The sequence below is a fragment of the Ruegeria sp. BG6 genome (genome assembly GCF_056538465.1).
In genome coordinates, this window is record NZ_JBQFTB010000004.1 from 117,343 (window position 1) to 140,598 (window position 23,256).

Annotated in this window: 25 protein-coding genes; 8 read left to right on the forward strand and 17 right to left on the reverse strand. The window is 60.2% G+C overall.

The features are described 5' to 3' along the window. Positions 1-2: 2 nt before the first annotated feature. The 6 genes from pheS to ACR0JW_RS09755 form a co-directional block, all read right to left on the reverse strand. The gene (gene pheS / locus ACR0JW_RS09730; protein WP_170415244.1) at positions 3-1,076 is read right to left on the reverse strand and encodes a phenylalanine--tRNA ligase subunit alpha; all 1,074 of its coding nucleotides are present in this window, start codon (positions 1,074-1,076) and stop codon (positions 3-5) included. Positions 1,077-1,157: 81 nt separating this feature from the next. Next, a complete protein-coding gene (locus ACR0JW_RS09735; RefSeq protein ID WP_170679576.1) occupies positions 1,158-2,225 on the reverse strand; it encodes a Hint domain-containing protein in 1,068 nt (355 codons plus the stop codon). A 104-nt stretch (positions 2,226-2,329) separates the two neighbouring features. Next, on the reverse strand, positions 2,330-3,700 hold the full coding sequence (locus ACR0JW_RS09740) for a glutamate--cysteine ligase (protein WP_170679574.1): 1,371 nt from the start codon (positions 3,698-3,700) through the stop codon (positions 2,330-2,332). 64 nt (positions 3,701-3,764) lie between these two features. Further along, positions 3,765-4,292: a hypothetical protein gene (locus ACR0JW_RS09745; protein WP_170679572.1), complete on the reverse strand. Its 528-nt coding sequence runs from the start codon at positions 4,290-4,292 to the stop codon at positions 3,765-3,767. Continuing rightward, positions 4,289-5,140, reverse strand: coding sequence for a GNAT family N-acetyltransferase (locus tag ACR0JW_RS09750; protein WP_170679570.1), 852 nt, complete (start codon positions 5,138-5,140; stop codon positions 4,289-4,291). Before ACR0JW_RS09750 ends, ACR0JW_RS09745 begins: the two co-directional genes overlap by 4 nt. Further along, positions 5,137-5,862: a 16S rRNA (uracil(1498)-N(3))-methyltransferase gene (locus ACR0JW_RS09755; RefSeq protein WP_170679568.1), complete on the reverse strand. Its 726-nt coding sequence runs from the start codon at positions 5,860-5,862 to the stop codon at positions 5,137-5,139. The genes ACR0JW_RS09750 and ACR0JW_RS09755 overlap by 4 nt, the downstream gene beginning before the upstream one ends. Positions 5,863-5,874: 12 nt before the next feature. Here ACR0JW_RS09755 and ubiA point away from each other — a divergent pair, with 12 nt between their 5' ends. The 4 genes from ubiA to ACR0JW_RS09775 all read left to right on the forward strand — a co-directional run bounded on the left by ubiA (position 5,875) and on the right by ACR0JW_RS09775 (position 9,846). Then, a complete protein-coding gene (gene ubiA / locus ACR0JW_RS09760; protein WP_170679566.1) occupies positions 5,875-6,837 on the forward strand; it encodes a 4-hydroxybenzoate octaprenyltransferase in 963 nt (320 codons plus the stop codon). 65 nt (positions 6,838-6,902) lie between these two features. Further along, positions 6,903-8,816 (forward strand): OmpA family protein, encoded by a 1,914-nt coding sequence (locus tag ACR0JW_RS09765; RefSeq protein ID WP_480713854.1) that lies wholly within the window; start codon positions 6,903-6,905, stop codon positions 8,814-8,816. 1 nt (position 8,817) lies between these two features. Further along, positions 8,818-9,138 (forward strand): hypothetical protein, encoded by a 321-nt coding sequence (locus ACR0JW_RS09770; RefSeq protein WP_170614320.1) that lies wholly within the window; start codon positions 8,818-8,820, stop codon positions 9,136-9,138. Positions 9,139-9,315: 177 nt separating this feature from the next. Next, a complete protein-coding gene (locus ACR0JW_RS09775; RefSeq protein WP_480713855.1) occupies positions 9,316-9,846 on the forward strand; it encodes a hypothetical protein in 531 nt (176 codons plus the stop codon). Positions 9,847-9,895: 49 nt separating this feature from the next. On the opposite strand, the gene ACR0JW_RS09780 is transcribed toward ACR0JW_RS09775, so the two are convergent. From ACR0JW_RS09780 to pgsA, 3 genes are read right to left on the reverse strand one after another with little or no spacing between them, the layout of a single operon-like run. Next, positions 9,896-10,339 carry a molybdopterin synthase catalytic subunit gene (locus tag ACR0JW_RS09780; protein WP_170679558.1) on the reverse strand — a complete coding sequence of 148 codons (444 nt, stop codon included), beginning with the start codon at positions 10,337-10,339 and terminating at the stop codon, positions 9,896-9,898. A 4-nt stretch (positions 10,340-10,343) separates the two neighbouring features. Then, a complete protein-coding gene (gene moaD, locus ACR0JW_RS09785) occupies positions 10,344-10,589 on the reverse strand; it encodes a molybdopterin converting factor subunit 1 (protein ID WP_058281820.1) in 246 nt (81 codons plus the stop codon). A gap of 3 nt (positions 10,590-10,592) precedes the next feature. Beyond that, positions 10,593-11,261, reverse strand: coding sequence for a CDP-diacylglycerol--glycerol-3-phosphate 3-phosphatidyltransferase (pgsA, locus tag ACR0JW_RS09790; RefSeq protein ID WP_170679556.1), 669 nt, complete (start codon positions 11,259-11,261; stop codon positions 10,593-10,595). Here pgsA and ACR0JW_RS09795 point away from each other — a divergent pair. Both ACR0JW_RS09795 and ACR0JW_RS09800 read left to right on the forward strand, forming a co-directional pair. After that, positions 11,260-11,451 carry a hypothetical protein gene (locus tag ACR0JW_RS09795; protein WP_170679554.1) on the forward strand — a complete coding sequence of 64 codons (192 nt, stop codon included), beginning with the start codon at positions 11,260-11,262 and terminating at the stop codon, positions 11,449-11,451. The genes pgsA and ACR0JW_RS09795 overlap by 2 nt on opposite strands. Further along, entirely contained in the window at positions 11,448-12,332 is an 885-nt protein-coding gene (locus ACR0JW_RS09800; protein ID WP_170824902.1) for a DMT family transporter, read from the forward strand. Before ACR0JW_RS09795 ends, ACR0JW_RS09800 begins: the two co-directional genes overlap by 4 nt. On the opposite strand, the gene uvrC is transcribed toward ACR0JW_RS09800, so the two are convergent. The 7 genes from uvrC to ACR0JW_RS09835 all read right to left on the reverse strand — a co-directional run bounded on the left by uvrC (position 12,329) and on the right by ACR0JW_RS09835 (position 19,603). Then, positions 12,329-14,203 (reverse strand): excinuclease ABC subunit UvrC, encoded by a 1,875-nt coding sequence (gene uvrC / locus ACR0JW_RS09805; protein ID WP_170679551.1) that lies wholly within the window; start codon positions 14,201-14,203, stop codon positions 12,329-12,331. The genes ACR0JW_RS09800 and uvrC overlap by 4 nt on opposite strands. 290 nt (positions 14,204-14,493) lie before the next feature. Beyond that, on the reverse strand, positions 14,494-15,273 hold the full coding sequence (locus ACR0JW_RS09810; RefSeq protein WP_170679549.1) for an SDR family oxidoreductase: 780 nt from the start codon (positions 15,271-15,273) through the stop codon (positions 14,494-14,496). Between the two features lie 21 nt (positions 15,274-15,294). Then, the gene (locus tag ACR0JW_RS09815) at positions 15,295-16,257 is read right to left on the reverse strand and encodes a calcium/sodium antiporter (RefSeq protein ID WP_170679547.1); all 963 of its coding nucleotides are present in this window, start codon (positions 16,255-16,257) and stop codon (positions 15,295-15,297) included. A gap of 168 nt (positions 16,258-16,425) precedes the next feature. Continuing rightward, a complete protein-coding gene (locus ACR0JW_RS09820; RefSeq protein WP_170679545.1) occupies positions 16,426-17,223 on the reverse strand; it encodes a S49 family peptidase in 798 nt (265 codons plus the stop codon). 104 nt (positions 17,224-17,327) lie between these two features. Next, positions 17,328-18,089 carry an ABC transporter permease gene (locus tag ACR0JW_RS09825; RefSeq protein WP_170614311.1) on the reverse strand — a complete coding sequence of 254 codons (762 nt, stop codon included), beginning with the start codon at positions 18,087-18,089 and terminating at the stop codon, positions 17,328-17,330. Beyond that, positions 18,086-19,015, reverse strand: coding sequence for an ABC transporter ATP-binding protein (locus tag ACR0JW_RS09830; protein ID WP_170679543.1), 930 nt, complete (start codon positions 19,013-19,015; stop codon positions 18,086-18,088). Before ACR0JW_RS09830 ends, ACR0JW_RS09825 begins: the two co-directional genes overlap by 4 nt. Positions 19,016-19,084: 69 nt before the next feature. Next, on the reverse strand, positions 19,085-19,603 hold the full coding sequence (locus ACR0JW_RS09835; protein WP_170679541.1) for an SRPBCC family protein: 519 nt from the start codon (positions 19,601-19,603) through the stop codon (positions 19,085-19,087). 160 nt (positions 19,604-19,763) lie between these two features. On the opposite strand from ACR0JW_RS09835, the gene ACR0JW_RS09840 reads away from it, so the two are divergent. After that, a complete protein-coding gene (locus tag ACR0JW_RS09840) occupies positions 19,764-20,852 on the forward strand; it encodes a CaiB/BaiF CoA transferase family protein (RefSeq protein WP_170679539.1) in 1,089 nt (362 codons plus the stop codon). An 83-nt stretch (positions 20,853-20,935) separates the two neighbouring features. Here ACR0JW_RS09840 and hemE read toward each other — a convergent pair whose 3' ends face one another. Continuing rightward, on the reverse strand, positions 20,936-21,970 hold the full coding sequence (hemE, locus tag ACR0JW_RS09845; RefSeq protein WP_170679537.1) for a uroporphyrinogen decarboxylase: 1,035 nt from the start codon (positions 21,968-21,970) through the stop codon (positions 20,936-20,938). Between the two features lie 107 nt (positions 21,971-22,077). Between hemE and hemC the strand changes: the two genes are divergently transcribed. Beyond that, a complete protein-coding gene (gene hemC / locus ACR0JW_RS09850) occupies positions 22,078-23,037 on the forward strand; it encodes a hydroxymethylbilane synthase (protein ID WP_170614306.1) in 960 nt (319 codons plus the stop codon). The last annotated feature ends 219 nt before the right edge of the window (positions 23,038-23,256 follow it).

A 23,256-nucleotide genomic window follows, 5' to 3' on the forward strand; every position in this document is an offset into this window, starting at 1 on the left:
CCCTAGCGAGACAAACCACCATGCAAGTTCGGCATATCCAGCGCTGCGAAACCGTAATGGCGCAGCCAGCGCAGGTCGGAGTCAAAGAACGCCCGCAGATCAGGGATGCCGTATTTCAGCATCGCCAGACGGTCGATGCCGATCCCGAACGCAAAGCCCTGATAGACCTCAGGATCAATCCCACCGGCGGCGATCACCTTGGGGTGGACCATGCCTGAGCCCAGAATCTCCATCCAGTCGTCGCCCTCGCCGATCTTCAACTGGCCGTTATCCCAGGAACAGCGGATATCGACCTCGGCCGACGGTTCGGTGAAGGGGAAGTGCGAAGCGCGGAAGCGCAGTTCGACGTCGTCAACCTCGAAGAACGCTTTCACGAACTCTTCCAGAACCCATTTCAGGTTCGCCATCGAGATGTCTTTGTCGATGGCAAGCCCCTCGACCTGATGGAACATCGGCGTGTGGGTCTGGTCATAGTCGGCGCGGTAGACGCCGCCGGGACAGATCACGCGGATCGGCGCGCCCTGTTTCTCCATCGAGCGGATTTGCACCGGCGAGGTGTGGGTGCGCAGCACATGCGGCGGGCGATTGTCGCCCTCGGCGCGGTGCATATAGAACGTGTCCATCTCGGCCCGCGCGGGGTGGTGGCCGGGGATGTTCAGCGCGTCGAAGTTATGCCAGTCGGTCTCGATCCGCGGCCCTTCGGCCACCGAGAAACCCAGTTCGGCAAAAATCGCGGTCAGTTCCTCGGTCGCCTGGCTGACCGGGTGGATCGAGCCCTGACGGCGGGCGCGGGTCGGCAGCGTGACGTCCAGCCATTCGGTGCGCAGACGCTCATCCAGCGCGGCGTCGGCCAGAGCGGCTTTTTTGGCGGAGAGGGCCGAGTTGATCTCATCCTTCAGGGCGTTCAGCGCCGGGCCTGCAACCTGACGTTCCTCGGGCGTCATTTTGCCCAGCTCGCGCATCTTCAGCGCGACTTCGCCCTTTTTTCCCACGGCGGCCACGCGGATCGCTTCGAGTGCGTTCTCGTCGCCCGCGTCTGCGATCTGACCCAGATATTTTGCCTTAAGATCGTCCATGACGCTTCCTGACTTTGGCCCCTGAATGCTGTTGCGGACCTGCTATCACAGCAGCCCGCGAAAGCAAGAGGGCGCGCACATTCAGGCGGAACGTAACAGCGCGGTGGTTCTGTCCTGCCGCACCGGGCGCGCTGCAAGGCCATATGCCTCGGGGTGATTGCGCAGCTGGGGAAATAGCGCCAGCAACTCGTCCTGGGTGTCCGATCCCAAACCCGCAAGCCCCTCCTGCCCCGGAAAAAAGCTCTCGGAGATCAGGCCAGAGGTGGTGACAAGCTGATGGCGGTCAAACAGCAGATGGATGTACCTGACAATGTCGCAAGGGTCTTGTGTCACGGTCGTGCCGTTGACCAGAGATATCGCGGGAACCAGAACCTCGTCTTCGCCAAACAACAATTCGGCCTGCCAGCCGGTGATCAGGATACGATGCTGGGGAGACACCAGAATTTCGACCTCGGCGCCAAGTGTACCCGCGTGGATCCGGATCGGTGCAAAGCGGCCACGACCTGACACCGTGCGCCCGCCAACCCAGCGAACCGGCAGTGGCCCGTCGTCGATTGTGTGCACCAGATCGCCTGGACGCAGATTTTCGACAGCGCGACGTCCGTCGGGCGTCTCCACCATCGTGCCCGCCGTGAAACAGGCCGCACCACTGTCGCCTGGGGCCACTGACCCGTAGGTCAGGGTATCCGGATCGGGCTGATTGAATTGCAACGTTGTCGTGGTCTGGTTCGGTCCGACCAGAACCGGCAGGTTGACCGAAGTCTGCCCCGCCGCAAGCCCGTTTTGCGCCACGATGTTCGTTGTGCCGCCACCGATATCGTAAAAATCGATGACCTGACCAGTGTTCGTATTGGTCAGTGCATAGGCTTCGTAGTTGGTCGGCCCGCCACCGTTGGGATCCGTCAGAAGGATCGGGAAGTCATCCGCCGATATGACAAAAACAAGCTCGTTGTTGTCGGCATCGACCGACATCTGAACTGAGGGATGATCCAGCGGAATTTCGATCCCGACCTGCCCGTTTGCCTGATAGAACGAGACCGTGAAATCTGCTGGAATCTCATCCGGGCGCAGTGCGACTTCAAGAAATTCGTTTACACCCGAGGTTGCGGCGTAGGCGTTGGAATAATGAAGTTCGCTGATACGGGCCATGGATCACTCGCGCGACGGAATGCTTGCTAGTATCTGACGGCCCGCAAGAAGTGCAAGACATTAGGCCCGTTTTGGCAAATCATGCCTTAACGCGCCCGATGGTCTCAATAGCTGTATTCAGGATAGATCCGGGTCAGATCGCCGTTCCAGTCTCCATAGAAGTGATCCAGCAACTCGTCTGCCGGAATCTTACCAGTTTCGATACTGTCCTTCAGCGCATTCAGGAAATGGGTCTCATCGGGGACCAGACCTCCGGCGCCGGGGCGGGCACGGGATTTCAGGCCGGCCTCGGAAATGGCCACCACTTCGCGTGCCAGATCATGCATGCTGATGTTGCCAACCCGCGCCTGCAGCCCGTCTTTGGCGGCCTCAACCCGCAGCGCCTCGCGGGTTTCCGCGTCCCAGTCTTTGACCAGATCCCACGCCGCATCCAGCGCGCCCTGATCGTAGGTCAGCCCGACCCAGAAGGCAGGCAGCGCGCACAGGCGGCGCCACGGGCCGCCATCGGCACCGCGCATTTCCATGAACTTCTTGATCCGCGCTTCGGGGAAGGCGGTGGTCAGGTGGTCGGCCCAGTCGGACAGGGTCGGGGTTTCCCCCGGCAGCGCCGGAAGTTTGCCCTGCAGGAAATCACGGAAGGACATGCCCAGAGCGTTGATATACTGTCCGTCGCGATAGACGAAATACATCGGCACATCGAGCGCATACTGAACGTAACGCTCGAACCCGAATCCGTCCTCGAACACGAAGGGCAACATCCCGGTGCGGGCATCGTCCAGATGTCGCCAGATGTGGCTGCGCCAGCTTTTCTGTCCGTTGACCTTGCCTTCGAAGAACGGAGAGTTTGCAAACAGCGCCGTTGCCACCGGCTGCAACGCCAGTGCCACGCGCAGTTTCTGAACCATGTCGGCCTCGGAGCCGAAGTCGATATTGACCTGTACCGTGCATGTGCGCCGCATCATGGCGCGGCCCATGGTGCCGACTTCTTCCATATAGTCGTTCATCAGCCGATAACGGCCCTTGGGCATCAGCGGCATCTGGTCATGGGTCCAGATCGGAGCCGCCCCCAAACCAATGAAACCGACACCAATCTCGTCGGCGATATCCTTCACCTCGCGCAGGTGAGTGTTCACTTCGTCACAGGTTTCGTGGATCGTCTCCAGCGGAGCACCCGATAATTCCAGCGCGCCGCCCGGTTCCAGGCTGACATTCGCGCCGTCCTTTTCCAGACCGATCAGATGCCCGGCTTCGCGTACCTCGCTCCAGCCGTGACGGTCGCGCAAGCCTTCAAGCACCGCAACGATGGACCGGGTGCCTTCAAACGGCAGCGGTTTCAGCGTGTCCTTGCAATACCCGAACTTCTCATGCTCGGTACCGATACGCCAATCGGCCTTGGGCTTGCAGCCCGATTCCAGATATTCGGCCAGTTGCTCGTGGCGTTCGATCGGCCCGCCGCCGGACTGGGGAATGGACATGAACCGCGCTCCGCTCCTGAAGTGTCTGTTGCTGGGTCAGTCGTGGTCGCAAACGCGGCCAGTGTCAATGCAGGCGCATATGCGACGGGCGCGAGGGCGTGCGTTCCCAGATTACCACCGGATGCGGCGATCCGCCGTTGAGTTCCGACAACATCTGTTCGGTTTTCAGCCCCGGCAGGGCCGAGAACACATCAAACAGCGCCTCGGCGCCTTCGGCGTTCACAGGAATGTGAAGTGCGGGCTGTCCCGGCTGGTCCAGCACCCAATGCGCCGGGTCCGAGGTCGGGTCCAGCGCCAGCCTCTCGATTTCGCGCGCAGCGACAATGCCGCCATCCAGAGGCCCGAGATAGGTGATCTGCCCCTCGTCTATTGTCACAACACCGGGACCACCCGCACCCATGCGGAATCGCACCCGCTGCACCCCGATCACCGCCAGCGCCACCGCCACGGCGACCAGAATCCATCCCATCCAGCCCAGCAGCCCGCCGGGCCCGCTAACCCAACTGAGGCCCACCAGAAAAACGGCAACGGCCACCAGCACTTCGCGCCAACGCCAAAGGGCCAGTTTCGCTTCCGGGCGGATGAAACTCATGCGGCGGCCTCCTTTTCCGTCTTGAACAGGTTCACCGAGAACTGACCTGCCCGAACAAATCCTACCGCGATATAGGCCCGCGCCGCAAAATCAGAAGCGGCAAAAAGTACGGCACGTGACACACCCTTTGCGCACGTCTCGGCCAGATGCAGCGCGACGGCGGTTCGGGCATAGCCGCGGCGGCGCAGTTCAGGCGGCGTATAAACCCCGCCGATCTGAACCACGTCTGGCAAAATGGCGTTGAAACCGGTCATGCAGACAGGTTGGTTGTTCAACAACAACGCCCGGTGGCTGTCCCGGTTCAGATACCCGTCAATGTCGCGTTCTGCCTGATGTAGCGCCTGATCCGAGTCCTTTCCCAAGGATTCCAGATGGTAGCTGTGCCGCCAGTGAACGGCCAGCGCCCGGTCAATTGCCGACAAGGGGACAACGCGCGCTCCCGGCAGGTCTGGAATAATCAGCTGTTCCAGTTCCAGCGAAAAGGCAGGCTCATCCCGGCTGAGGATAGCGGGTCTGTTTTGCCAGCCAGCCAGTTGCAAAATGCGCCGGGCTTGGGCGGCCTCACCGATCACGCCGATGACCGGGCGGCTTTTCAGCATCTTTAGTACCGCTTCAAAATCGGCATCGGTGCAATCCGGGCACTGCGGCAACAACATTCCTTCGTTCGTGATGGCCAGAACGGCGCGTAGCGGCTCGCCCAGCATCCAGATTTTCAGGGACCGGGGTTCCGATCCGTTCAGTCCGAAGTCCCGCAGGTTGGCCAGCGGAAACATTGAAGATTGCAGGTGACGGCGCAGGAATTCCTCGATCGCGGGCAGGTCGGTTGCCTGCGCCAAACACCAGGTCACGACCAATCCCCCAGCGCCTGCTGCCACATGGTCAGGGCCGCCACAGTCGCAGTATCCGCGCGCAGAATGCGCGGGCCCAGACTGACCACATGCGCATAAGGCAATGCGGTCAGGCGCTTGCGCTCACGCTCGGAAAACCCGCCCTCGGGACCGATCAGAATGGCCCACGGCCCGCCCTTTTCCTGTTCGGCCAGACGCAGAGCCGAGCCTACTTCCGCCTCGTTGCAGAACATAAGTTGCCGCCCATCGGGCCAGGCATCCAGCACACGGTCCAGGCGCTGCAGCTCGCAAACTTCGGGCACGAAGGTTCCGCCGCACTGTTCGGCGGCCTCAACCGCATGGGCCTGCAAACGGTCCTGTCGGATGCGTTCGGAATTGGTGAATTCGGTCTGCACCGGAATGATCCGCGCGGCACCCATTTCCGCCGCCTTTTCAACGATGAAGTCGGTGCGTGCCTTTTTGATCGGCGCGAACAGAAACCAAAGGTCAGGCGGCATCTGCAACGGTCTGGTCTGTTCGACACAGGCCAGCGTGCCGCCGCGTTTGCCTGCCTCGGCCACCTCGGCCAGCCACTCTCCGTCCCGGCTGTTGAACAGTGCGACGTGCCCCCCGACAGCCAGACGCATGACGCCGAACAGGTAATGTGCCTGCTCGCGCGTCAATTCAACGGATTGCCCCCGACCCAGAGGGTGCTCTACATACAGTCTGATTTTTGCACTCATGAGACCTTACATATGCAAGGCAATGTCCCAACACCAGATGGTCAGGTCGCCGATGCCGTCAGCGGCAACTGGGTCGACACCCATGCGCCCGCCTTTGCGCGGCCCTACCTGCGCCTCAGCCGCGCGGACCGGCCCATCGGCACGTGGCTGCTGCTGATTCCCTGCTGGTGGGGCCTTGCGCTGGCGATTCTCAGCGATGGGAACCCACGCTGGGAAGATCTGTGGATCGCGATCGGCTGCGCCATCGGAGCCTTTCTTATGCGTGGTGCAGGCTGTACCTGGAACGATATCACCGACCGCGAATTTGACGGGCAGGTGGAGCGCACACGGTCCCGGCCGATCCCGTCCGGTCAGGTCAGCGTTCGGCAGGCCGTTGTCTGGATGGGCCTGCAATGCATGCTGGCGCTGGGGATTCTTCTGACGTTCAATCAGGCGGCCATCGCCATGGGCGTTCTGTCCCTGTTGCCCGTGACCATCTACCCTTACGCCAAGCGGTTCACATGGTGGCCGCAGGTCTTTCTGGGCCTGGCCTTCAATTGGGGCGCGCTGCTGGCCTGGGCCGCCCATAGCGGCACGGTAGGCTGGCCCGCAGTTACCCTGTACCTGTCGGGCATCGCCTGGACGCTGTTTTACGATACCATCTATGCCCATCAGGATGCCGAGGATGACGAACTGATCGGCATCAAATCCACCGCGCGGCTGTTCGGGACGGATACGGTGAAATGGCTCAAGTATTTTCTGGTCGCAACCGTCGCGCTTATGGGACTTGCCATCATCGATGGTGCGGCCCAGCAGGCGTCCATCATGGCACTGGTCGTTGCCCTGACCGGGCCATGGGCGATGGGCTGGCACATGGCCTGGCAATTGCGCGGGCTGGATATCGAAGACAACGCCAAACTGTTGCAACTGTTCCGGGCCAACCGCGACACCGGCTTGATTCCGCTGATCTTCCTCTGCGTCGCGCTTCTGCTCTGATTGCACCCCAGGCCACGCCTCTGTAAGAGTCCCGACCAATCGCCCGAGGAGTCCTGAAACCGCACATGCGTTTGCCTTTTTCCATCGCTGTTGTCCTGATCTTTCTCGTGTCGGGCGGTTTGTCGCTGCTGGCGGCCAGTTATGCCGTGACAAAGGTCGAAGAAGCTTCGGAATTTGCCGTGCGCCGGGCGCTGGATCTCAAGGGGCACGACTGGGCCGAAGTGCATTCAGACGGGCTGCGCGTGGTTCTGACCGGCACCGCTTCGGACGAGGCAACGCGTTTCAACGCGCTGACCGCTGCCGGAACCGAAGTCGATACATCGCGTGTCATCGATGAGATGGAAGTTGCGCCCACCACAACGTTGGCGGCACCGCGGTTTTCGACCGAAATCCTGCGCAACGACAGTGGCATCTCGGTCATCGGTCTGATCCCGGCCAGCGTGGATCGTGACGCCATGATCAGACAGTTGGAAAAACTGGTTCCAAACACCCCCGTGTCAGATCTGCTGGAAACGGCTGACTATCCCAAGCCGAAGGGCTGGGACGACGCATTTACTTACGCGCTGAGCGCGCTGGCGAAGCTGCCCCGGGCCAAGATCTCGGCCAGCCCCGGGCTGGTGCGGATCACGGCCATCACCGACAGCCAGAAGGAAAAAGAGATGCTGGAGCGCGACCTGACGCGCGCTGCACCCCCAAGCCTTCGGATCGGCCTGTCGATTTCAGCACCGCGCCCGGTGATCACACCTTTTACGTTGCGCTACCTGATCACCGAAGAAGGGGGGCGTTTCGACGCCTGTTCGGCGCAGGATGACGAGGCCCGTCAGACAATCGTGGCCGCCGCGCAAGCAGCAGGATTGTCCGGTCCTTACAGTTGCACCATCGGGCTGGGTGTCCCCTCGCCTCGCTGGGCCCGCGCAGCCGAGCTCAGCATCGGGGCGCTGGCCGATATCGGGCAGGGTTCGGTGACCATGTCCGATGCCGACATCACGCTGATCGCGGCGCAAGGCGCGGACCCCGCCACATTCGACCGGGTCGTGGGTGAATTGGAAAACGCATTGCCGGAAGTGTTTGCCCTACACGCCGTTTTGCCCGAACCCGACACCCAAGACCAGGCCGGCCCGCCCGAGTTTTCCGCAACCCGCAGCCCGGAAGGCCTGGTGCAACTGCGTGGGCGTGTCGGGGATGAAACCTTGCGGGACATGGTCGACAGCTTTGCCCGCGCGGCCTTCGGCTCGGAACAGGTGCACGTGGCAACCCGCATTGTTCCCGATCTGCCCGCCGACTGGCCGCTGCGGGTGCTGGCCGGGCTTGAGGCGTTGTCGGAACTGCACAATGGTGTTCTGACCGTCACGCCCGAGGTGGTGGAACTGTCCGGTGTCAGCCATGAGGAAGATGCAAAGGCCCGCATAGCCGGGCATTTGTCTGACAAACTGGGCGAAGCGCAGGATTTCACCCTGTCGATCACCTATCAGGAACCGCCCGAACCCGAAGATGCCCTGCCCGATCCGGAACTTTGCGAGTCCCAGATTGCCGAGATTCAGGCGGCAGGCAAGATCGCGTTCGAACCCGGCTCGGCCACCGTTGCCACCGAATCGCGGGATACGCTGAACCAGATCGCAGAGATCCTGCGGGAATGTGGCCCCATCCGGCTTGAAATTCAGGGCCACACGGACAGCCAGGGCCGCGAAGAGATGAACCAGCAGCTGAGCCAGTCCCGCGCCCAGTCCGTTCTGAGTGAGCTGCGCGCGCGCCGGATCCCGACGGCAAGCTACTCGGCCGTCGGCTATGGTGAAACGCAACCCATCGCGGACAACGACAGCGAAGAAGGCCGGGAAGAAAACCGCCGCATCGAGTTTCGCCTTATCCGGCCCGAACCGGTTGCGGACAGGGAAACCGGGTTAGATGCGCTGGAGGCAACGCCATCCGAGCCTGAAGTACCGGAAAACAGCGCATCTGATGCGGATGCAGGGGATCAGTAAAGTGAACAGAACCGAATTCATCATCGCCACTGCCGTCATCCTGTTTGCGGCATTCTGCATGGGCTGGTTCGCCAACTGGCTGGCCCATCGTCTGTCCCGCGTACGCCAAAGCGACGTCGCTGATCTGGACCGTATGAGCCAGGAGTTGCATGAAGCCGAAGAAACCCGCGATCAGGCGATTACCTACCTGCAACAACGCGAGGCCGAACTGTCCAACCAGCTGACCCAGACCGAAGCCGAACTTGCCGCCGCGATGGACGGCCTGCGCGCGGCGCGGCAAGAGGCGGAAGAACTGCGCGGGCGGATAAACAACGCCGACTGAACCTTGGCGTCGACTGCACAACCTGAGCTTGCCTCAGGACAACAGTAAACAAGATCGGCGTGTTTTGGCCGGTCTGTTTCTTTCGCCTTCAATATTGGCGACAAATTCAATACTACGAATTGGTGTGTTTTTGCCTACACACATCACTGTCCACTATCCAGAAAATTGGAGTGTACTATGAATTTCCAAGATACTTTGAAAACCGCCACAGTGCTTTGCGCATTTTCCGCAACCTCAGCCCTGGCTTCCGGCGATGTCATCCCCTCGGAAAACGATACGTTTTCAAATTGGGGGGAAGAATCCGGATGGACCATCTTTGTAGATGATACGCGCGGGTCCTGCCTGATCGAGCGCATGGACGAAAACCAGAACGTCGTTCAAATGGGCCTGACCAAAGACCATGAGATGGGCTATCTGGGGGTTTTCACGAAGAATGACATCGGCCTGAAAGGTAAGAAGGAAAAGATCTTCCTGTCACTGGACGGCAACGTTTATGAGGCCGAAGCGCATAAGAAAACCAAGCACCTGGCCGACGGATACACCGGCGGATACATCCTGGCGAACAACGCTCAATTCGTTGACGACGTCATCAATAAAAGCGAAATGATCGTGTTCCCGGAAAAGGAATTTGCATTCACCGTCAACCTGGATGGCACAAAGAAAGCCATTGAGGCAGCGCGGACCTGCAATGCGGAACAATCCGGCTGATCTGCCCTGACACGCGCCGGCACCTGCCCAGCGGGTGCCGGTTCGCGTATTACCAGCGGGTCAACGCGTCTTCGTCTTCATCTTTCGCGGCCACCCACTCCGCCCCGCCCGAGGTGATCTCTTTCTTCCAGAAGGGCGCGCGGGATTTCAGATAGTCCATCAAGTACTCTGCCGCCTCGAATGCATCCTTGCGATGCCGCGCAGCCGTGGCAACCATCATGATCCGGTCCCCCGGGGCCAGCCGCCCGTGGCGGTGGATTACCAGAACATCCCCCAAAGACCAGCGTTCCTGAGCCTCTTCGGCGATCTTTGTCAGCGCGCGCTCGGTCATGCCCGGGTAATGCTCGATCTCCATCACATCCAGGTCACCCGTGGCCAGATCGCGCACGATTCCGGTAAAGGTCACGATGGCGCCGTTGACTGCATCCCCGGACGCAAAAGCGTTGGCTTCGGCACCAAGGTCAAACGCTTCTTCCTGAACGGCAATACGCATCGCGTCAGCCGCCGGTCATGGGCGGAAAGAACGCCACTTCACGCACACCGGCCAGCGAGGCGTCAAAGTCCGAAAGTTCCTGATCCAGCGCTACCCGCAATGCGGACAGGTCCGCAAAGGCGGCGGCATAGCGGTCTTCTCGCGCGCTCAGCTCGGCCACAAGATCGGATACCGTTGCGGCCTCGGTCTCGACCCTTTCTTTCGGCAGGCCGATGCGTTCGCGCACCCATGCAAAATACAGCACATCCATCGCTCAGCTCTCCTTCAGATACGGCATGGCTTTACGTAGGTAGTCGTAGCCCGTGATCAATGTCAGAGTGGCCGCGATCCACAACAGCCAAAGCCCGATCCGCCCGGACCAGAACATCCCCTCAAGATGCCAGCGCAGGCCGTTCAGGTCCTCGATCTCACCCATCAGGACCCGATCGAGTGTTTCGGCATCCATGCCAAATGACCCCATCACAAAATGGTGCTCGAATATCCCTTGCGAGAACAGGATGGCAATCGCCACCATCTGCGCAGTGGTTTTCCATTTGGCCAGCTTCGTGACTTTCAGCGTCCCGGCCACGTCACCCAGATATTCACGCAAGCCCGAGACGAAAACCTCGCGAAACAGGATGACAGTCGCGGGCAGCACCAGCCAGGGCGTCCAGTGCTCGGCGGAATAGCCGACCAGAATCATCAGGGCGATCACCACCATCGCCTTGTCGGCAATCGGGTCCAGCATGGCCCCGATCTTGGTTTCCTGTTTCCACGCACGCGCCAGATATCCGTCGAACCAGTCGGTGATGGCGGCCGTCAGAAACAGGATCAAAGCAAACCAGTCCGCCCAGGGGCGGGTGAAATACAGAAACATCACGGCCAGACCGGGTGCCGCCAACAGGCGCAGGACGGTCAGGATATTGGGCAGGTTCCACTTCATGGATCGACACTACATCGCCGCTTCGGGACAGAAAAGACGGCCATGCAAAAAACTGACCCGATCACAGGCGGTTGCGGCACTGGTGGTCAAAGGGTCGCAAGCCGGACATCTCAACCAGATACAGCTTGGCGCGCACGCGCTTTGCCGTCAGATTGGCGCGCGGACCGGTTGGGGAACGACAGCAGCATGACACCGCATATTCAAACGGACCCCCGGTCAAACCTGATCGGCAGTTTATGGATGATCTCGGCAATGGCGCTGTTTGCGCTCGAGGACGCGCTGCTGAAAAGCGCCTCGGCCGCGTTGCCGATCTGGCAGGTCCTGATTCTGTTCGGCGCGGGCGGTGCGCTTGTGTTTGGAATTGCCGCCTTGCTGCGTGGCACGCGGCTGTTTCAGCCTGACGTGCTATCGCGCCCGATGAAAGTGCGCGTGGTCTTCGAAATCCTTGGGCGTTTGTTCTATGTGCTGGCCATTGCGCTGACACCGCTGTCTTCGGCCACGGTAATTCTGCAGGCCACGCCCCTTGTCGTGGTCGCCGGAGCGGCCCTGTTTTTTGGTGAAACTGTCGGCTGGCGGCGGTGGAGCGCAATCCTGATCGGGCTGATCGGCGTCGTGATCATCATCCAGCCGACCGGGGACAGTTTCTCGGCCCTCTCCATCCTCGCCGTGTTGGGAATGCTGGGCTTTGCCGGACGCGATCTGGCCAGCCGTGCCGCTCCCGCGTCACTGGGAACCGAAGTGCTGGGGTTCTATGGCTTTCTTTGCATCGTCGTTGCCGGTTTGGCCTATCGGTTCTGGGAAGATGTGCCGATGGCGGCTTTGACCCTGCACACAAGCCTGCACCTGGTTGGTGCCACACTGATGGGCACAATCGCCTATGCATCGCTGATGAAGGCGATGCGCACGGGCGAGGTCTCGGCTGTCACGCCTTTCCGCTATTCCCGGCTGTTGTTCGGTATCGGACTGGGAGTCGTCATGTTCGGCGAGCAATTGGACCGGACCATGTGGACCGGCAGCGCGCTGATCGTTGCCTCGGGGCTGTACATCCTGTGGCGCGGGCGGAAGGTCTAGCCCTTGTCGTGGAAGTAATCGTAAACCTTCTGCGCCAGCCCGGCTGAGATCCCCTCGACCGCCTTCAGGTCTGCCAGATTGGCTCGGCTGACGGCCTTGGCACTGCCGAAATGCGCCAGCAACGCCCTTTTGCGCGCGGCACCCACCCCCGGGATTTCGTCCAGAGGTGTCGCGCCCACCGCCTTGGCCCGTTTTGCGCGATGTGTACCGATGGCAAACCGATGCGCCTCGTCCCTTAGTCGCTGAATGAAATACAGCACCGGATCGTTGCGTTTCAGCGCAAAGGGGCGCTGACCGATGCGGTGAAATTCTTCTTTGCCGTGATCTCGATCAACGCCCTTGGCGACACCCACCATCGGGATGTCTTCGACACCGTGTTCGACCATGATTTCGTGCACGGCACTCACCTGACCGGCGCCGCCATCGATCAACAGCAAATCGGGCCAAAGCCCCTTGTCCCGGTCTGGGTCCTCCTTTTGCAGGCGGGTGAACCGGCGGGTCAGAACCTCTTTCATCATGCCGAAATCGTCGCCCGGTGTCAGATCATCGCCACGAATATTGAACTTGCGATAGGCATTTTTCATGAACCCTTCCGGGCCCGCAACAATCATGCCGCCCACCGCGTTGGTGCCCTGAATGTGGCTGTTGTCGTAAACCTCGATCCGGTTCGGCTGACTGTCCAGATCAAACGCCTCGGCCACGCCGCGCAACAGCTTGGCCTGTGTTGCGCTTTCCGACATGCGCCGGGCCAGAGATTCACGTGCATTGCGCAAGGTGCCAGCCACCAGCTCCTGCTTTTCACCGCGCTGGGGCACAAGGATTTCGACCTTTCGGCCAGCCTTCTCAGACAGCGCCTCCTGCATCAGATCGGCGTTTTCAATCCCGTCTGACAGGATCAATTGCCGGGGCGGTTCCTTGTTGTCGTAAAACTGACCCAGAAAAGCTTCCATGACCTCGGCCGCCGAGACGTCTGGCCCCACACGCGGATAGAAATCCTTGTTGCCCCAATTCTGGTTGGCCCGGATGAAAAACACCTGAACGCAGGCCTGCCCGCTGTCCATGTAAAGACCGATGACATCTGCCTCGGCCACCCCTCGCGGATTAATGCCCTGCGAGGTCTGTACCTGCGTCAGCGCCCGGATGCGATCACGCAGACCGGCGGCGCGTTCGAACTCCATCGCCTCGGAGGCGGCCATCATCTGTTCGGCCAATTCTTCCTGCACCCGAGTGGAGCGCCCTGACAGGAACCGTTCCGCATCCTTGACGCTTGCGCCATAGTCAGCCTCGGAGATCAGGCCGACGCACGGTCCGGAACAGCGCTTGATCTGATAAAGCAGACAAGGTCGTGTTCGGCTGTCGAACATGGAATCCGAGCAGTTGCGCAGCAGGAACGCCTTTTGCAGCTGATTCAGGGTCCGGTTCACCGCACCCGCACTGGCAAATGGGCCGAAATAGGCCCCCTTTTCCTTTTTCGCCCCGCGATGTTTTTTTATCTGCGGAAAAGAATGATCCTTGGCCACGAGGATATTCGGAAAGCTTTTGTCGTCGCGCAGCAGCACGTTGTATTTCGGCTTGAGCTGCTTGATCAGGTTCTGTTCCAGCAGCAGCGCTTCGGTCTCGGTCCGGGTGGTCAGGAACATCATAGAAGCGGTTGCCGCGATCATCCGCTCAATCCGCCCCGAATGGCCCGGACGCGCATAGTTCGACACCCGCGCCCTGAGGTTCCGCGCCTTTCCCACATAAAGAACGCGGCTGTCGCCATCCAGCATGCGATAAACACCAGGTGAGCTGTCCAATGTTTTCACGTAACGCTGAATGCAGGCATAGCCGGTGGGCTGCGTGTCTGATGAAGGGTCGTCTTGGGTGGTCATTGGCCTGAGATATGATTCTCTGACCATGGCTGCAATCTTGTCGGTCTCAGATCAAGAGTAAACAAGTCCACGGTTTCTGTGGATAACTGTGCAGATAACTTTTGTATCGCCTCGTTTTTCCCTTGTTTCATTGCCTATTTCCCTGTTTGCCTAATAATTAGGCGATCATATAACCACTTGTTATTTATATAAATTTTTTCTCGCGCGTGACAAGTGTATGAAAAAAAAGACATTTTTGTAACGTGCCGGTAACACAAATGAGAGCGGTGCAAAACTTACAGCAAAATTGCCTATTCCAGTCCCAGCACGTCAGGCGTCCGCCAGCCAAGGTGCTGGCCACCGTCGACGCAAAGCAACTGTCCGGTTACGGCATGTGCATCCAGAAAATACCCCAGCGCCGCGGTGATATCGGAGGGGTTCGCGCCGCGTTCCAGAACAGTATTGGCGCGTTGCGCTTTGAAGTGCCCTTCGCTCTGCCGATGGCCCTGCAAGGTCGGACCCGGCCCGATCGCATTAACGCGGATCGCGGGCGTCAGCGCCTGCGCCGCGGTGCGTGTCAGCGCCCAAAGACCCATCTTGGCAATGGTGTAGGACATGAATTCCGGCGTCAGCTTGCGCACCCGCATGTCAACCATGTTGACGATCAGTCCGGTGGCAACCGGTTCGCCCGCCTCGTCCGTTTCAGGCTCCAGCCCCTGCGCGGCCATTGCCTGCGTCAGCACAAACGGCGCGCGCAGATTGCTGTCGAGATGGCGGTCCCAGCTTTGCCGGGTGGCCGTCCGGATATTGTCGTACTCAAAGACCGAAGCATTGTTGACCAGACAGGTGATCGGCCCTCCCAGCGCCTCGACCGCGCGAGGCAGCAGCGCCTGGACCTGGGCTTCGTCCAGCAGGTCGGCCTGTAGTGCAACGGATTTGCACCCCATCGCCTGAACCTCGGCGACGGTCTCCTCTGCCGGGGCCCGCGAACTGGCGTAGTGAACCGCGACGTCATATCCCCGCCGCGCAAGATAAAGCGCCATGGCCCGGCCAAGACGAATGCCTGAACCGGTAACTAGAGCTCGGGTCATGGATCACCTTTCTTCGTCAGATCACGCCAGCAGGATGATGACATAAATCACGTAAAGGATGGACAGGACAAAACCCCAGGTCCGTGTGATGTCTTGCTTGAGGAAAACAAACGGGATCAGCAGAAGCGATGCGCCCAGCATGACCCAAAGATCGAAGTGCAGGAATTCGGGATCAACCGGAATCGGTCCGACCAGCGTTGCAATCCCCACAATCGCCAGCAGATTGAACATGTTCGAACCGATGACGTTCCCCAGCGCCACATCTGCCTGCCGACGCAGCGCCGCCATGACCGTTGTCGCCAGCTCGGGCAAAGATGTTCCGACGGCCACCAGCGTCAATCCGATCACGGTTTCACTGACACCGTAATGCCGCGCAATTACTGTTGCGTTTTCGACCAACAAATGCGCACCCATTGGCAGGCCGACCAGACCCAGAACCAAAAAGATCGAAACTTTCCAATAGGGCATGTCGGGGTCGGCTTCTTCCAGTCCTTCCAGTTCCTCATCGTCGGCGCAGGCTTCGCCGCAGGCCTTGCGATGGGCGCGGGCTTCCCGGAACGCGTTCCACAGCATCAGGGCCAACGCAGCCAGCAATATGAGGCCACTGATCACGGTGAACGTGCCGCAGAAGGCCAGCCCGATGAACAGAACCGAGGCCAGCAACATGAAAACATAGTTCTTGCGGCTGTCGCATTCACTGGTGTGAAGCGTGGCAAGCAGCGCGGGAAGGCCCAGCACCAACAGGATATTCGCCGTGTTCGACCCGACCACGTTCCCCAGTGCGATACCGGGCGCGTTTTCCAATATGGCGCTGATGGAAATCAGAAGTTCCGGCGCCGATGTGCCAAAGGCAACAATCGTCAGACTGACAATCAGAGCAGGCACGCCCAGACGCAGGCTCAGGTTGACCGCCCCCCGAACCAGCGCATCACCGGCCAGCAAAAGGATCAGCAATCCGAGGCCGGATAGCAGCCATGCCGTCATGTCCGCCCTCCTTTTTCGCAGGCGCAAGGGCCTTTACCGATCCTGAACCGCCTGCAGCGGGGACATCTTGAGGACTGCAGCCGCTTCTGCCCCGGAAAGCGCAGCTTCCCGAACATCGCCAATACACCCATGGCGATCAGAAAAAGAGTGACGGCCTTGATGATCACGTTACAAACCGAAGCGCGCGTAAGCCGCCCGCTCCTCCAGCCCGGCGATGGCATCCTGCGCCACAGCGGCCCCAAAACGGGACCAGATCGGTTTGCGGACGCCATAGCGGCGGAATTTCACCTTATCGCCAAACCGCTCCTGCATCTTCGGTTTGAGATGCGCGATACCATCGATCAGCCCCAGCTCCTGCGCGCGTTTGGCCAGCCAGATTTCGCCACTGAAAAGGTCCGCCGCGTCATCCAGCTTGTCACCGCGCCGTGTGACGACATGGGTGATGAAGTTATCGTGGATATCGCCCAGCAAACCCTGCAGTCGTGCCACATCCTCTTTCTTTTCCGGCGCGAAGGGGTCCAGCATGGATTTCGACTGACCCGCTGTGTGTACGCGCCGTTCGAGCCCCTGGCGTTTCAGAAACACATGCGCACCAAAGCCCGAGGATATCACGCCAATCGAACCCAGCACGGAACTGTCATCGGCAAATATCTCATCCGCAGACGCCGCCAGCCAGTAGCCTCCCGAGGCCGCGACATCCTCGACAAAGGCGAAAACAGGGATTTTAAGTTCCTCCGCCAGCCGCCGGATACGTGCGCCGATCAAGGAACTTTGCACCGGGGAACCGCCGGGCGAGTTGATCTCAAGCGCGACGGCAGCAGGCTTGCCCTTGCGAAATGCCTTTTCCAGAATCGGGGCCAGCGTGGTGTCGTTCAGCGACCCACGACCGGCCATCCCAATCGCGCCGGACAAACGCACAACGGCCACAAGCGGCTGCTTTTTGACAAACGGAAGGCTGAGTTTCATGGATGCCGATGTAGAGTGCCGCCTGACGGTAAACAAGAGACGGACGCGGCCATAAACGCGACGTGAACCAAATAAACACATCCGATGGGCAAAAATGCAACGCCCTAGCTGCGAATGCGCCAGCCGGTTTTGAAGATCCAGCCGATGATGCCCAGGCAAATCCCGGTAAAGGCCAGAATGGCCAGCAGGCTAAACACGATAGGCACATCCGCAAGCCCATAGAAGGACCACCGGAACCCCGAAATCAGATAGACGACCGGATTGAACAGTGTGATTGTCTGCCACACCGGCGGCAGCATCGAGATCGAATAGAACGTGCCGCCCAAAAAGATCAGTGGCGTGACCACAAGTTGCGGCACCAGCGACATCTGCTCGAAATTGCTGGCCCAGATACCAATGATGAAGCCCAGCAAGGAAAAACTGAGGCAAGTCAGCACCAGAAAGGCCATCATCGCCAATGGGTGTTCAATCCTGAGATCCACAAAGAAGGTAGCGGTAATCAAAATCACCACGCCCACGAACAACGCCTTTGTCGCTGCCGCGCCAACGTAACCGATCACGATTTCGATGAAATTGACCGGGGCCGACAGCAGCTCGTAGATCGTGCCAAGGAATTTCGGGAAATAGATGCCGAAAGATGCGTTCGAGATCGAAAGCATCACCACCGACAGCATAATCAGCCCCGGTACGATGAAGGCGCCATACGACACGCCTTCAACCTCCTGAATGCGGCTGCCGATGGCCGTGCCGAAGACCACGAAATACAACGAAGTCGACAACACCGGCGACAGAAAGCTTTGCGCCAGAGTGCGGAAAAAGCGCTGCATCTCGAACCGATAGATGGCGGCGATGGCAGACCAGTTCATGCGGGTTCTCCCGACACCAGATTGACGAAAATTTCCTCAAGGCTCGACTGCCGGGTCTGAACGTCACGCAACACCAGACCGGCCTGTGCCACATCGTTCAGCAACGTGGTGATACCCGTCCTGTCGGCATGCGTGTCGTAGGTGTAGACCAAGGTGTCCCCGCTTCCGTTCAGAACCAGATTGTGCGCGGCCAGACTGTCCGGGATGGTCGGGATCGGCTCGGTCAGCATGACCTCGATCTGCTTTTTCCCCATCTGCGCCATCAGGGTGTCCTTGTCCTGCACCAGCAACAACTCACCCTTGTCGATGACGCCTACACGGTCCGCGATGGCCTCGGCCTCTTCGATGTAGTGGGTGGTCAGGATGATGGTGACACCGGCCCGCTTCAACTCGGCCACGATCTCCCACATGTCCTTGCGCAATTCGACATCAACACCGGCGGTGGGTTCATCCAGAAACAGCACGCGCGGCTCATGAGCCAGCGCCTTGGCAATCAGCACCCGCCGCTTCATGCCGCCCGACAGTTCCCGGATGGCATTTCTGCGCTTTTCCCACAGCGAGAGCTTGCGCAGAATCTCCTCAAGCCGAGCGTTGTCACGGCCCAGCCCGAACAGACCTCGCGAAAACCGCACCGTGTTCCAGACCTTCTCAAACGGTTCCAGCGCAATCTCCTGCGGCACCAGACCGATCATCCGGCGGGCGGCGCGAAACTCTGTCTGAATATCGTGACCACCCACCGTGACGGACCCGGAACTGGGCGTGGTGATCCCGCAAATCGTTGAAATCAGGGTCGTCTTTCCGGCGCCGTTCGGCCCCAGCAGCGCCAGTATTTCGCCCTGCTCGATATCCAGAGACACGCCTTTCAGCGCCTCAAAGCCATCCGCATACGATTTTCGCAGATCCCTGATGGACAGAATGGTGGTCATGCATATTCCCTGTGGTGACAGCGACCCATCCGCGCCGCGCCGTTACCGAACAGACCATTTACAAACGGATCAGTCCCGGCCCGTCAAGCGCCCCAGCCATCCTTTGCCGCTTTCACCATCCCCGTCATCCGCTGTTTCTTCTGCCGGGCCTTCGAAATGCGCTTGCAGGTTTACGAAGAATTGATCTGCCATTTTCTTGGCAAACCCGTCGATCAGACGGCTGCCCAGTTGCGCAAGTTTGCCACCGACACTGGCATCAACGTCATAGCTCAGAACTGTGCCGCCCTCGGCGTTTGGCTGAAATGTCACCGTGGCGCGGCCCTTGGCGAAACCCGCCGCGCCGCCCTTTCCGTCACCGGCAATGGTCAGTCGCTCGGCCTCGACCATGTCCGACATTGTGACGACGCCTTTGAACGTCGCCTTTACCGGGCCAACCTTCTGCACAACCGTGGCCTCGTAACCGTCCTGCGGATTGCCCGAAACCTCTTGCGCGCCACTGACACAGGCTTTCAGAACCTCCGGGTCAAGCAACGCGGCGTACAACTCTGCCGGCGATGCCTTGATTTCACGGGTATCACTCATCTGCATGGTCGCGGACCCTTTGTCGTTTCTCTGACGGTTCTCACAGACCTAGCGCTGAATAGTGGTGGCAGGCAAGCACGCCGGATTCGAAACGCGCCGGCGCGGCAACTCCGACCTTGCATTTTTTCGGCCTTCCCGGAATTTTGCGCGACAACGGAGGACAGTCATGCTGCACGGAATACGCGTCATCGAAATCGAAGCGCTTGGCCCTGGCCCTTTCGCGGCCATGCTGCTGGCGGACCTTGGGGCGGACGTCATTACCATTCACCGCAAGGGTGGGGCTGTGACACCCGGAATGCCGGAACGTTCGCTGCTAGATCGTGGAAAGCGCTCTATCGATCTGGACCTCAAAAATCCCGATGACCTTGAAACGGCCAAACGCCTGATCGCCTCGGCCGATGCGCTGATCGAAGGATTTCGCCCAGGTGTCATGGAAAAACTGGGCCTCAGCCCGCAGATCTGCCAGGCCCGGAACCCCAGGCTGGTTTACGGCCGCATGACCGGATGGGGACAGGACAGCCCGCTGTCGGGCGACGCAGGCCACGATCTGAATTATATCGCCCTGTCGGGCGCGCTCTGGTACGCCTCTGCTCCGGATCACCCGCCGCAAACACCGGCAACGCTGGTCGGCGATATTGGCGGCGGGGCGATGTATCTGGTCGCCGGCGTTCTGGCCGGACTGATCAATGCGCAACGAACCGGACGAGGCACCGTTGTCGATGCCTCGATCTACGACGGATCCGCCCATATGATGAACCTGCTGATGAGCCTGCGCCAGACCGGCAACCTGTCAGACACCCGCGGTCAAAGCCTGCTGGACGGTCCGCACTGGAGCCGCACTTATCGCTGCGCCGATGGTGGCTTTGTCTCGGTTCAATGCCTCGAACCGAAATTCTACGCTATTTTCCTGAGCGTTCTGAATCTGTCCGGGGATCCGGCTTTCAAGGAACAATTCAAACCGCAGCTCTGGCCCGACCAGACGCGGCGGCTGAGCGCCATATTTGCCGACAAGCCCCGCGATCACTGGGCAGACCAGTTCAATGGCACCGACGCCTGCGTCGCCCCGGTCCTCAGTCCGCAAGAGGCACAGAACCACGAGATGAACCTCGCCCGCCAAACCTGGCAAGAGGTTAACGGAACGTTGCAGGCTGCCGGCGCGCCGCGGTTTTCAGACGCCAATTGGCAACCCGGCGTCAGCCCTGCTCGCGGTGAGCACACTGGGGAAATCCTGGCCGAACTCGACAACCTGCGCTGATCCGCCCCTTCATCTGGCCGGAAAATATCCCGGGGGATGAATTGGCCGAAGGCCAAGAAGGGGGCTGGCCCCCTTGCCCGTCGTTACCGACCGCGCACCGTATCGATCATCAGTTGCACGTTGTCCGGGTTTGCGTCCGGCGTGATCCCATGCCCAAGATTGAAAATGTGCGGCCCATTCGAGAAGGCCTCGACAATCCGCCGCGTCTCATCGACCAGCGCCTGCCCACCTGTCACCATATGCGACGACGCCAGATTTCCCTGAACGCATCCATCGGCCTGCACATATTCTGCTGCCCATTCGGGCGACACGGAATTATCCAACGCGACACAATCCACACCGGTGGCCTTGGCAAAACCGACATAGCCGTCCCCTGCCTCACGCGGAAAACCAATGATGGGGATGCCCGGGTGACGTTCCTTGATGGCCTTCGTGATAACCCGACAGGGCTCAAGGGCGTATTTGCGGAACGCTTCACCCTTCAGCGACCCGGCCCAGCTATCGAAAATCTTGACCACCTCAGCCCCGGCGTCGATCTGGGTGGAAAGGTATTCGATCGTGGCCAGAGTGATCCGGTCCAGCAGCGCTTCGAACAAGGCAGTGTCACCTTCACGCAGCGCATGGGCTGGGCCCTGATCCGGCGTGCCGCGCCCGGCAATCATGTACGTTGCCACGGTCCAGGGCGCGCCAGCAAATCCAATCAGTGTGGTTTCGGAGGGCAGTTCCCGCGCCAGGATCCGCACCGTTTCGTAGACCGGAGACAGGGTTTCGTGGATGTCCTCTACCGGCTTCAGAGCGTCAAAATCGGACTGCCGCGTGATGGTCGACAGGCGCGGCCCTTCACCCGTGACGAACCACAGGTCGGCACCCAGAGCCTGTGGCACCAGCAGGATATCGGCAAACAGAATGGCTGCGTCGAACCCGTAGCGGCGGATCGGCTGCAAAGTGACCTCGGCGGCCAGTTCGGGGTTGTAGCACAAGGACAGGAAATCCCCTGCCTGCGCCCGTGTCGCACGATACTCCGGCAGATACCGCCCCGCCTGCCGCATCATCCAGATCGGCGGCACGTCCTGCACCTCGCCCGCCAGCGCCCGCAGCAGTTTCTTTGTCTCGGCCATATTTGTCCCCAATCGTCCGGTTTGCCGCAACGGGTCTGCCTTCGGCGGCAATTTGTCAAGCTCTGCCCCCATTGTCAGGGCAATGTGACGCGACTAAAGCTGTGCGCATGACATTGACTCTGCCGACCCCCGCATCGCCGCTGAAGATTGGAACCCGTGGCTCGCCACTGGCGCTGGCGCAGGCCTACGAAACCCGTCAAAGACTGCGCGATGCGTTTGATCTGCCCGAAGAGGCGTTCGAGATCGTGGTCATCAAGACCACCGGCGACAATCGCGCCATGATCGACGCGGACCGCCCGCTGAAGGAGATCGGCAACAAGGGCCTGTTCACCAAGGAAATCGAAGAGGCGATGCTGCGCAGCGATATCGACATCGCCGTGCATTCGACCAAGGACATGCCGGTCGAACAGCCCGCGGGACTGGTACTGGACACGTTCCTGCCGCGCGAGGATGTTCGCGACGCTTTCATCTCGCCGGACCTGAGTTCCATCCATGACCTGCCCGATGGCGCCGTGGTCGGCACGTCGTCGCTGCGCCGCAAGGCGCAATTGCTGAACCGGCGGCCTGACCTGAAGGTTGTCGAGTTCCGGGGCAACGTTCAGACCCGGCTGAAAAAGCTGGGCGACGGGGTGGCGGACTGCACCTTTCTGGCCATGGCCGGACTGCGCCGGCTACAGATGGACGACGTCCCCGCCACGGCCATTGCGCCCGAGGACATGCTGCCCGCCATCGCGCAGGGCACCATCAGCATCGAACGCCGGGCGTCCGACACCCGTTCGGCTGAAATGCTCGAAGCCATTCACCATGCCGAGACCGGACAGCGCATGTCGGCGGAACGCACGCTGCTGGCGGCGCTTGACGGTTCCTGCGAGACACCGATCGCCGGCCTAGCCGAAATTCTGAATGGGCAACTTCGGCTGCGCGGAGAAGTCCTGCGCCCAGACGGGTCAGAATCAATCGCCGAGGATGTGACCGGAGATGTTGCAGACGGCGCGGAAATGGGTCGCCAGATGGCAGCGAGACTGCTGCAACAGGCCGGACCGGGCTTCTTCGACTGGAAAAAATGAAAAAAGTTTTAGCAATGTGAACTGCTTCACTGTGAGCTTCGAAGTTTATCGGCATTACAGTGACATACCGATCAGCAAGGCGGGTCAGTTTCGAAAGTATCGAAAGATTTTCTGGTTGCTGGTGTTTTAAGTGGTTTTCGAGGGGGCGAAACCGATCCCCGAACTCTGATCGGTAAGGGCCGCTGTCATAGCCTGACAGCGGCCCATTTTGTTTTGCGA

Excerpts from the sequence above, each read along its gene's own strand:
- pheS (WP_170415244.1), bottom strand. The coding sequence starts at position 1,076 with ATGGACGATCTTAAGGCAAAATATCTGGGTCAGATCGCAGACGCGGGC.
- ACR0JW_RS09735 (WP_170679576.1), bottom strand. The coding sequence starts at position 2,225 with ATGGCCCGTATCAGCGAACTTCATTATTCCAACGCCTACGCCGCAACC.
- ACR0JW_RS09740 (WP_170679574.1), bottom strand. The coding sequence starts at position 3,700 with ATGTCCATTCCCCAGTCCGGCGGCGGGCCGATCGAACGCCACGAGCAA.
- ACR0JW_RS09745 (WP_170679572.1), bottom strand. The coding sequence starts at position 4,292 with ATGAGTTTCATCCGCCCGGAAGCGAAACTGGCCCTTTGGCGTTGGCGC.
- ACR0JW_RS09755 (WP_170679568.1), bottom strand. The coding sequence starts at position 5,862 with ATGAGTGCAAAAATCAGACTGTATGTAGAGCACCCTCTGGGTCGGGGG.
- ubiA (WP_170679566.1), top strand. The coding sequence starts at position 5,875 with ATGCAAGGCAATGTCCCAACACCAGATGGTCAGGTCGCCGATGCCGTC.
- ACR0JW_RS09765 (WP_480713854.1), top strand. The coding sequence starts at position 6,903 with ATGCGTTTGCCTTTTTCCATCGCTGTTGTCCTGATCTTTCTCGTGTCG.
- ACR0JW_RS09775 (WP_480713855.1), top strand. The coding sequence starts at position 9,316 with ATGAATTTCCAAGATACTTTGAAAACCGCCACAGTGCTTTGCGCATTT.
- ACR0JW_RS09780 (WP_170679558.1), bottom strand. The coding sequence starts at position 10,339 with ATGCGTATTGCCGTTCAGGAAGAAGCGTTTGACCTTGGTGCCGAAGCC.
- moaD (WP_058281820.1), bottom strand. The coding sequence starts at position 10,589 with ATGGATGTGCTGTATTTTGCATGGGTGCGCGAACGCATCGGCCTGCCG.
- ACR0JW_RS09795 (WP_170679554.1), top strand. The coding sequence starts at position 11,260 with ATGGATCGACACTACATCGCCGCTTCGGGACAGAAAAGACGGCCATGC.
- pgsA (WP_170679556.1), bottom strand. The coding sequence starts at position 11,261 with ATGAAGTGGAACCTGCCCAATATCCTGACCGTCCTGCGCCTGTTGGCG.
- ACR0JW_RS09800 (WP_170824902.1), top strand. The coding sequence starts at position 11,448 with ATGACACCGCATATTCAAACGGACCCCCGGTCAAACCTGATCGGCAGT.
- uvrC (WP_170679551.1), bottom strand. The coding sequence starts at position 14,203 with ATGACCACCCAAGACGACCCTTCATCAGACACGCAGCCCACCGGCTAT.
- ACR0JW_RS09810 (WP_170679549.1), bottom strand. The coding sequence starts at position 15,273 with ATGACCCGAGCTCTAGTTACCGGTTCAGGCATTCGTCTTGGCCGGGCC.
- ACR0JW_RS09815 (WP_170679547.1), bottom strand. The coding sequence starts at position 16,257 with ATGACGGCATGGCTGCTATCCGGCCTCGGATTGCTGATCCTTTTGCTG.
- ACR0JW_RS09820 (WP_170679545.1), bottom strand. The coding sequence starts at position 17,223 with ATGAAACTCAGCCTTCCGTTTGTCAAAAAGCAGCCGCTTGTGGCCGTT.
- ACR0JW_RS09825 (WP_170614311.1), bottom strand. The coding sequence starts at position 18,089 with ATGAACTGGTCTGCCATCGCCGCCATCTATCGGTTCGAGATGCAGCGC.
- ACR0JW_RS09830 (WP_170679543.1), bottom strand. The coding sequence starts at position 19,015 with ATGACCACCATTCTGTCCATCAGGGATCTGCGAAAATCGTATGCGGAT.
- ACR0JW_RS09835 (WP_170679541.1), bottom strand. The coding sequence starts at position 19,603 with ATGCAGATGAGTGATACCCGTGAAATCAAGGCATCGCCGGCAGAGTTG.
- ACR0JW_RS09840 (WP_170679539.1), top strand. The coding sequence starts at position 19,764 with ATGCTGCACGGAATACGCGTCATCGAAATCGAAGCGCTTGGCCCTGGC.
- hemE (WP_170679537.1), bottom strand. The coding sequence starts at position 21,970 with ATGGCCGAGACAAAGAAACTGCTGCGGGCGCTGGCGGGCGAGGTGCAG.
- hemC (WP_170614306.1), top strand. The coding sequence starts at position 22,078 with ATGACATTGACTCTGCCGACCCCCGCATCGCCGCTGAAGATTGGAACC.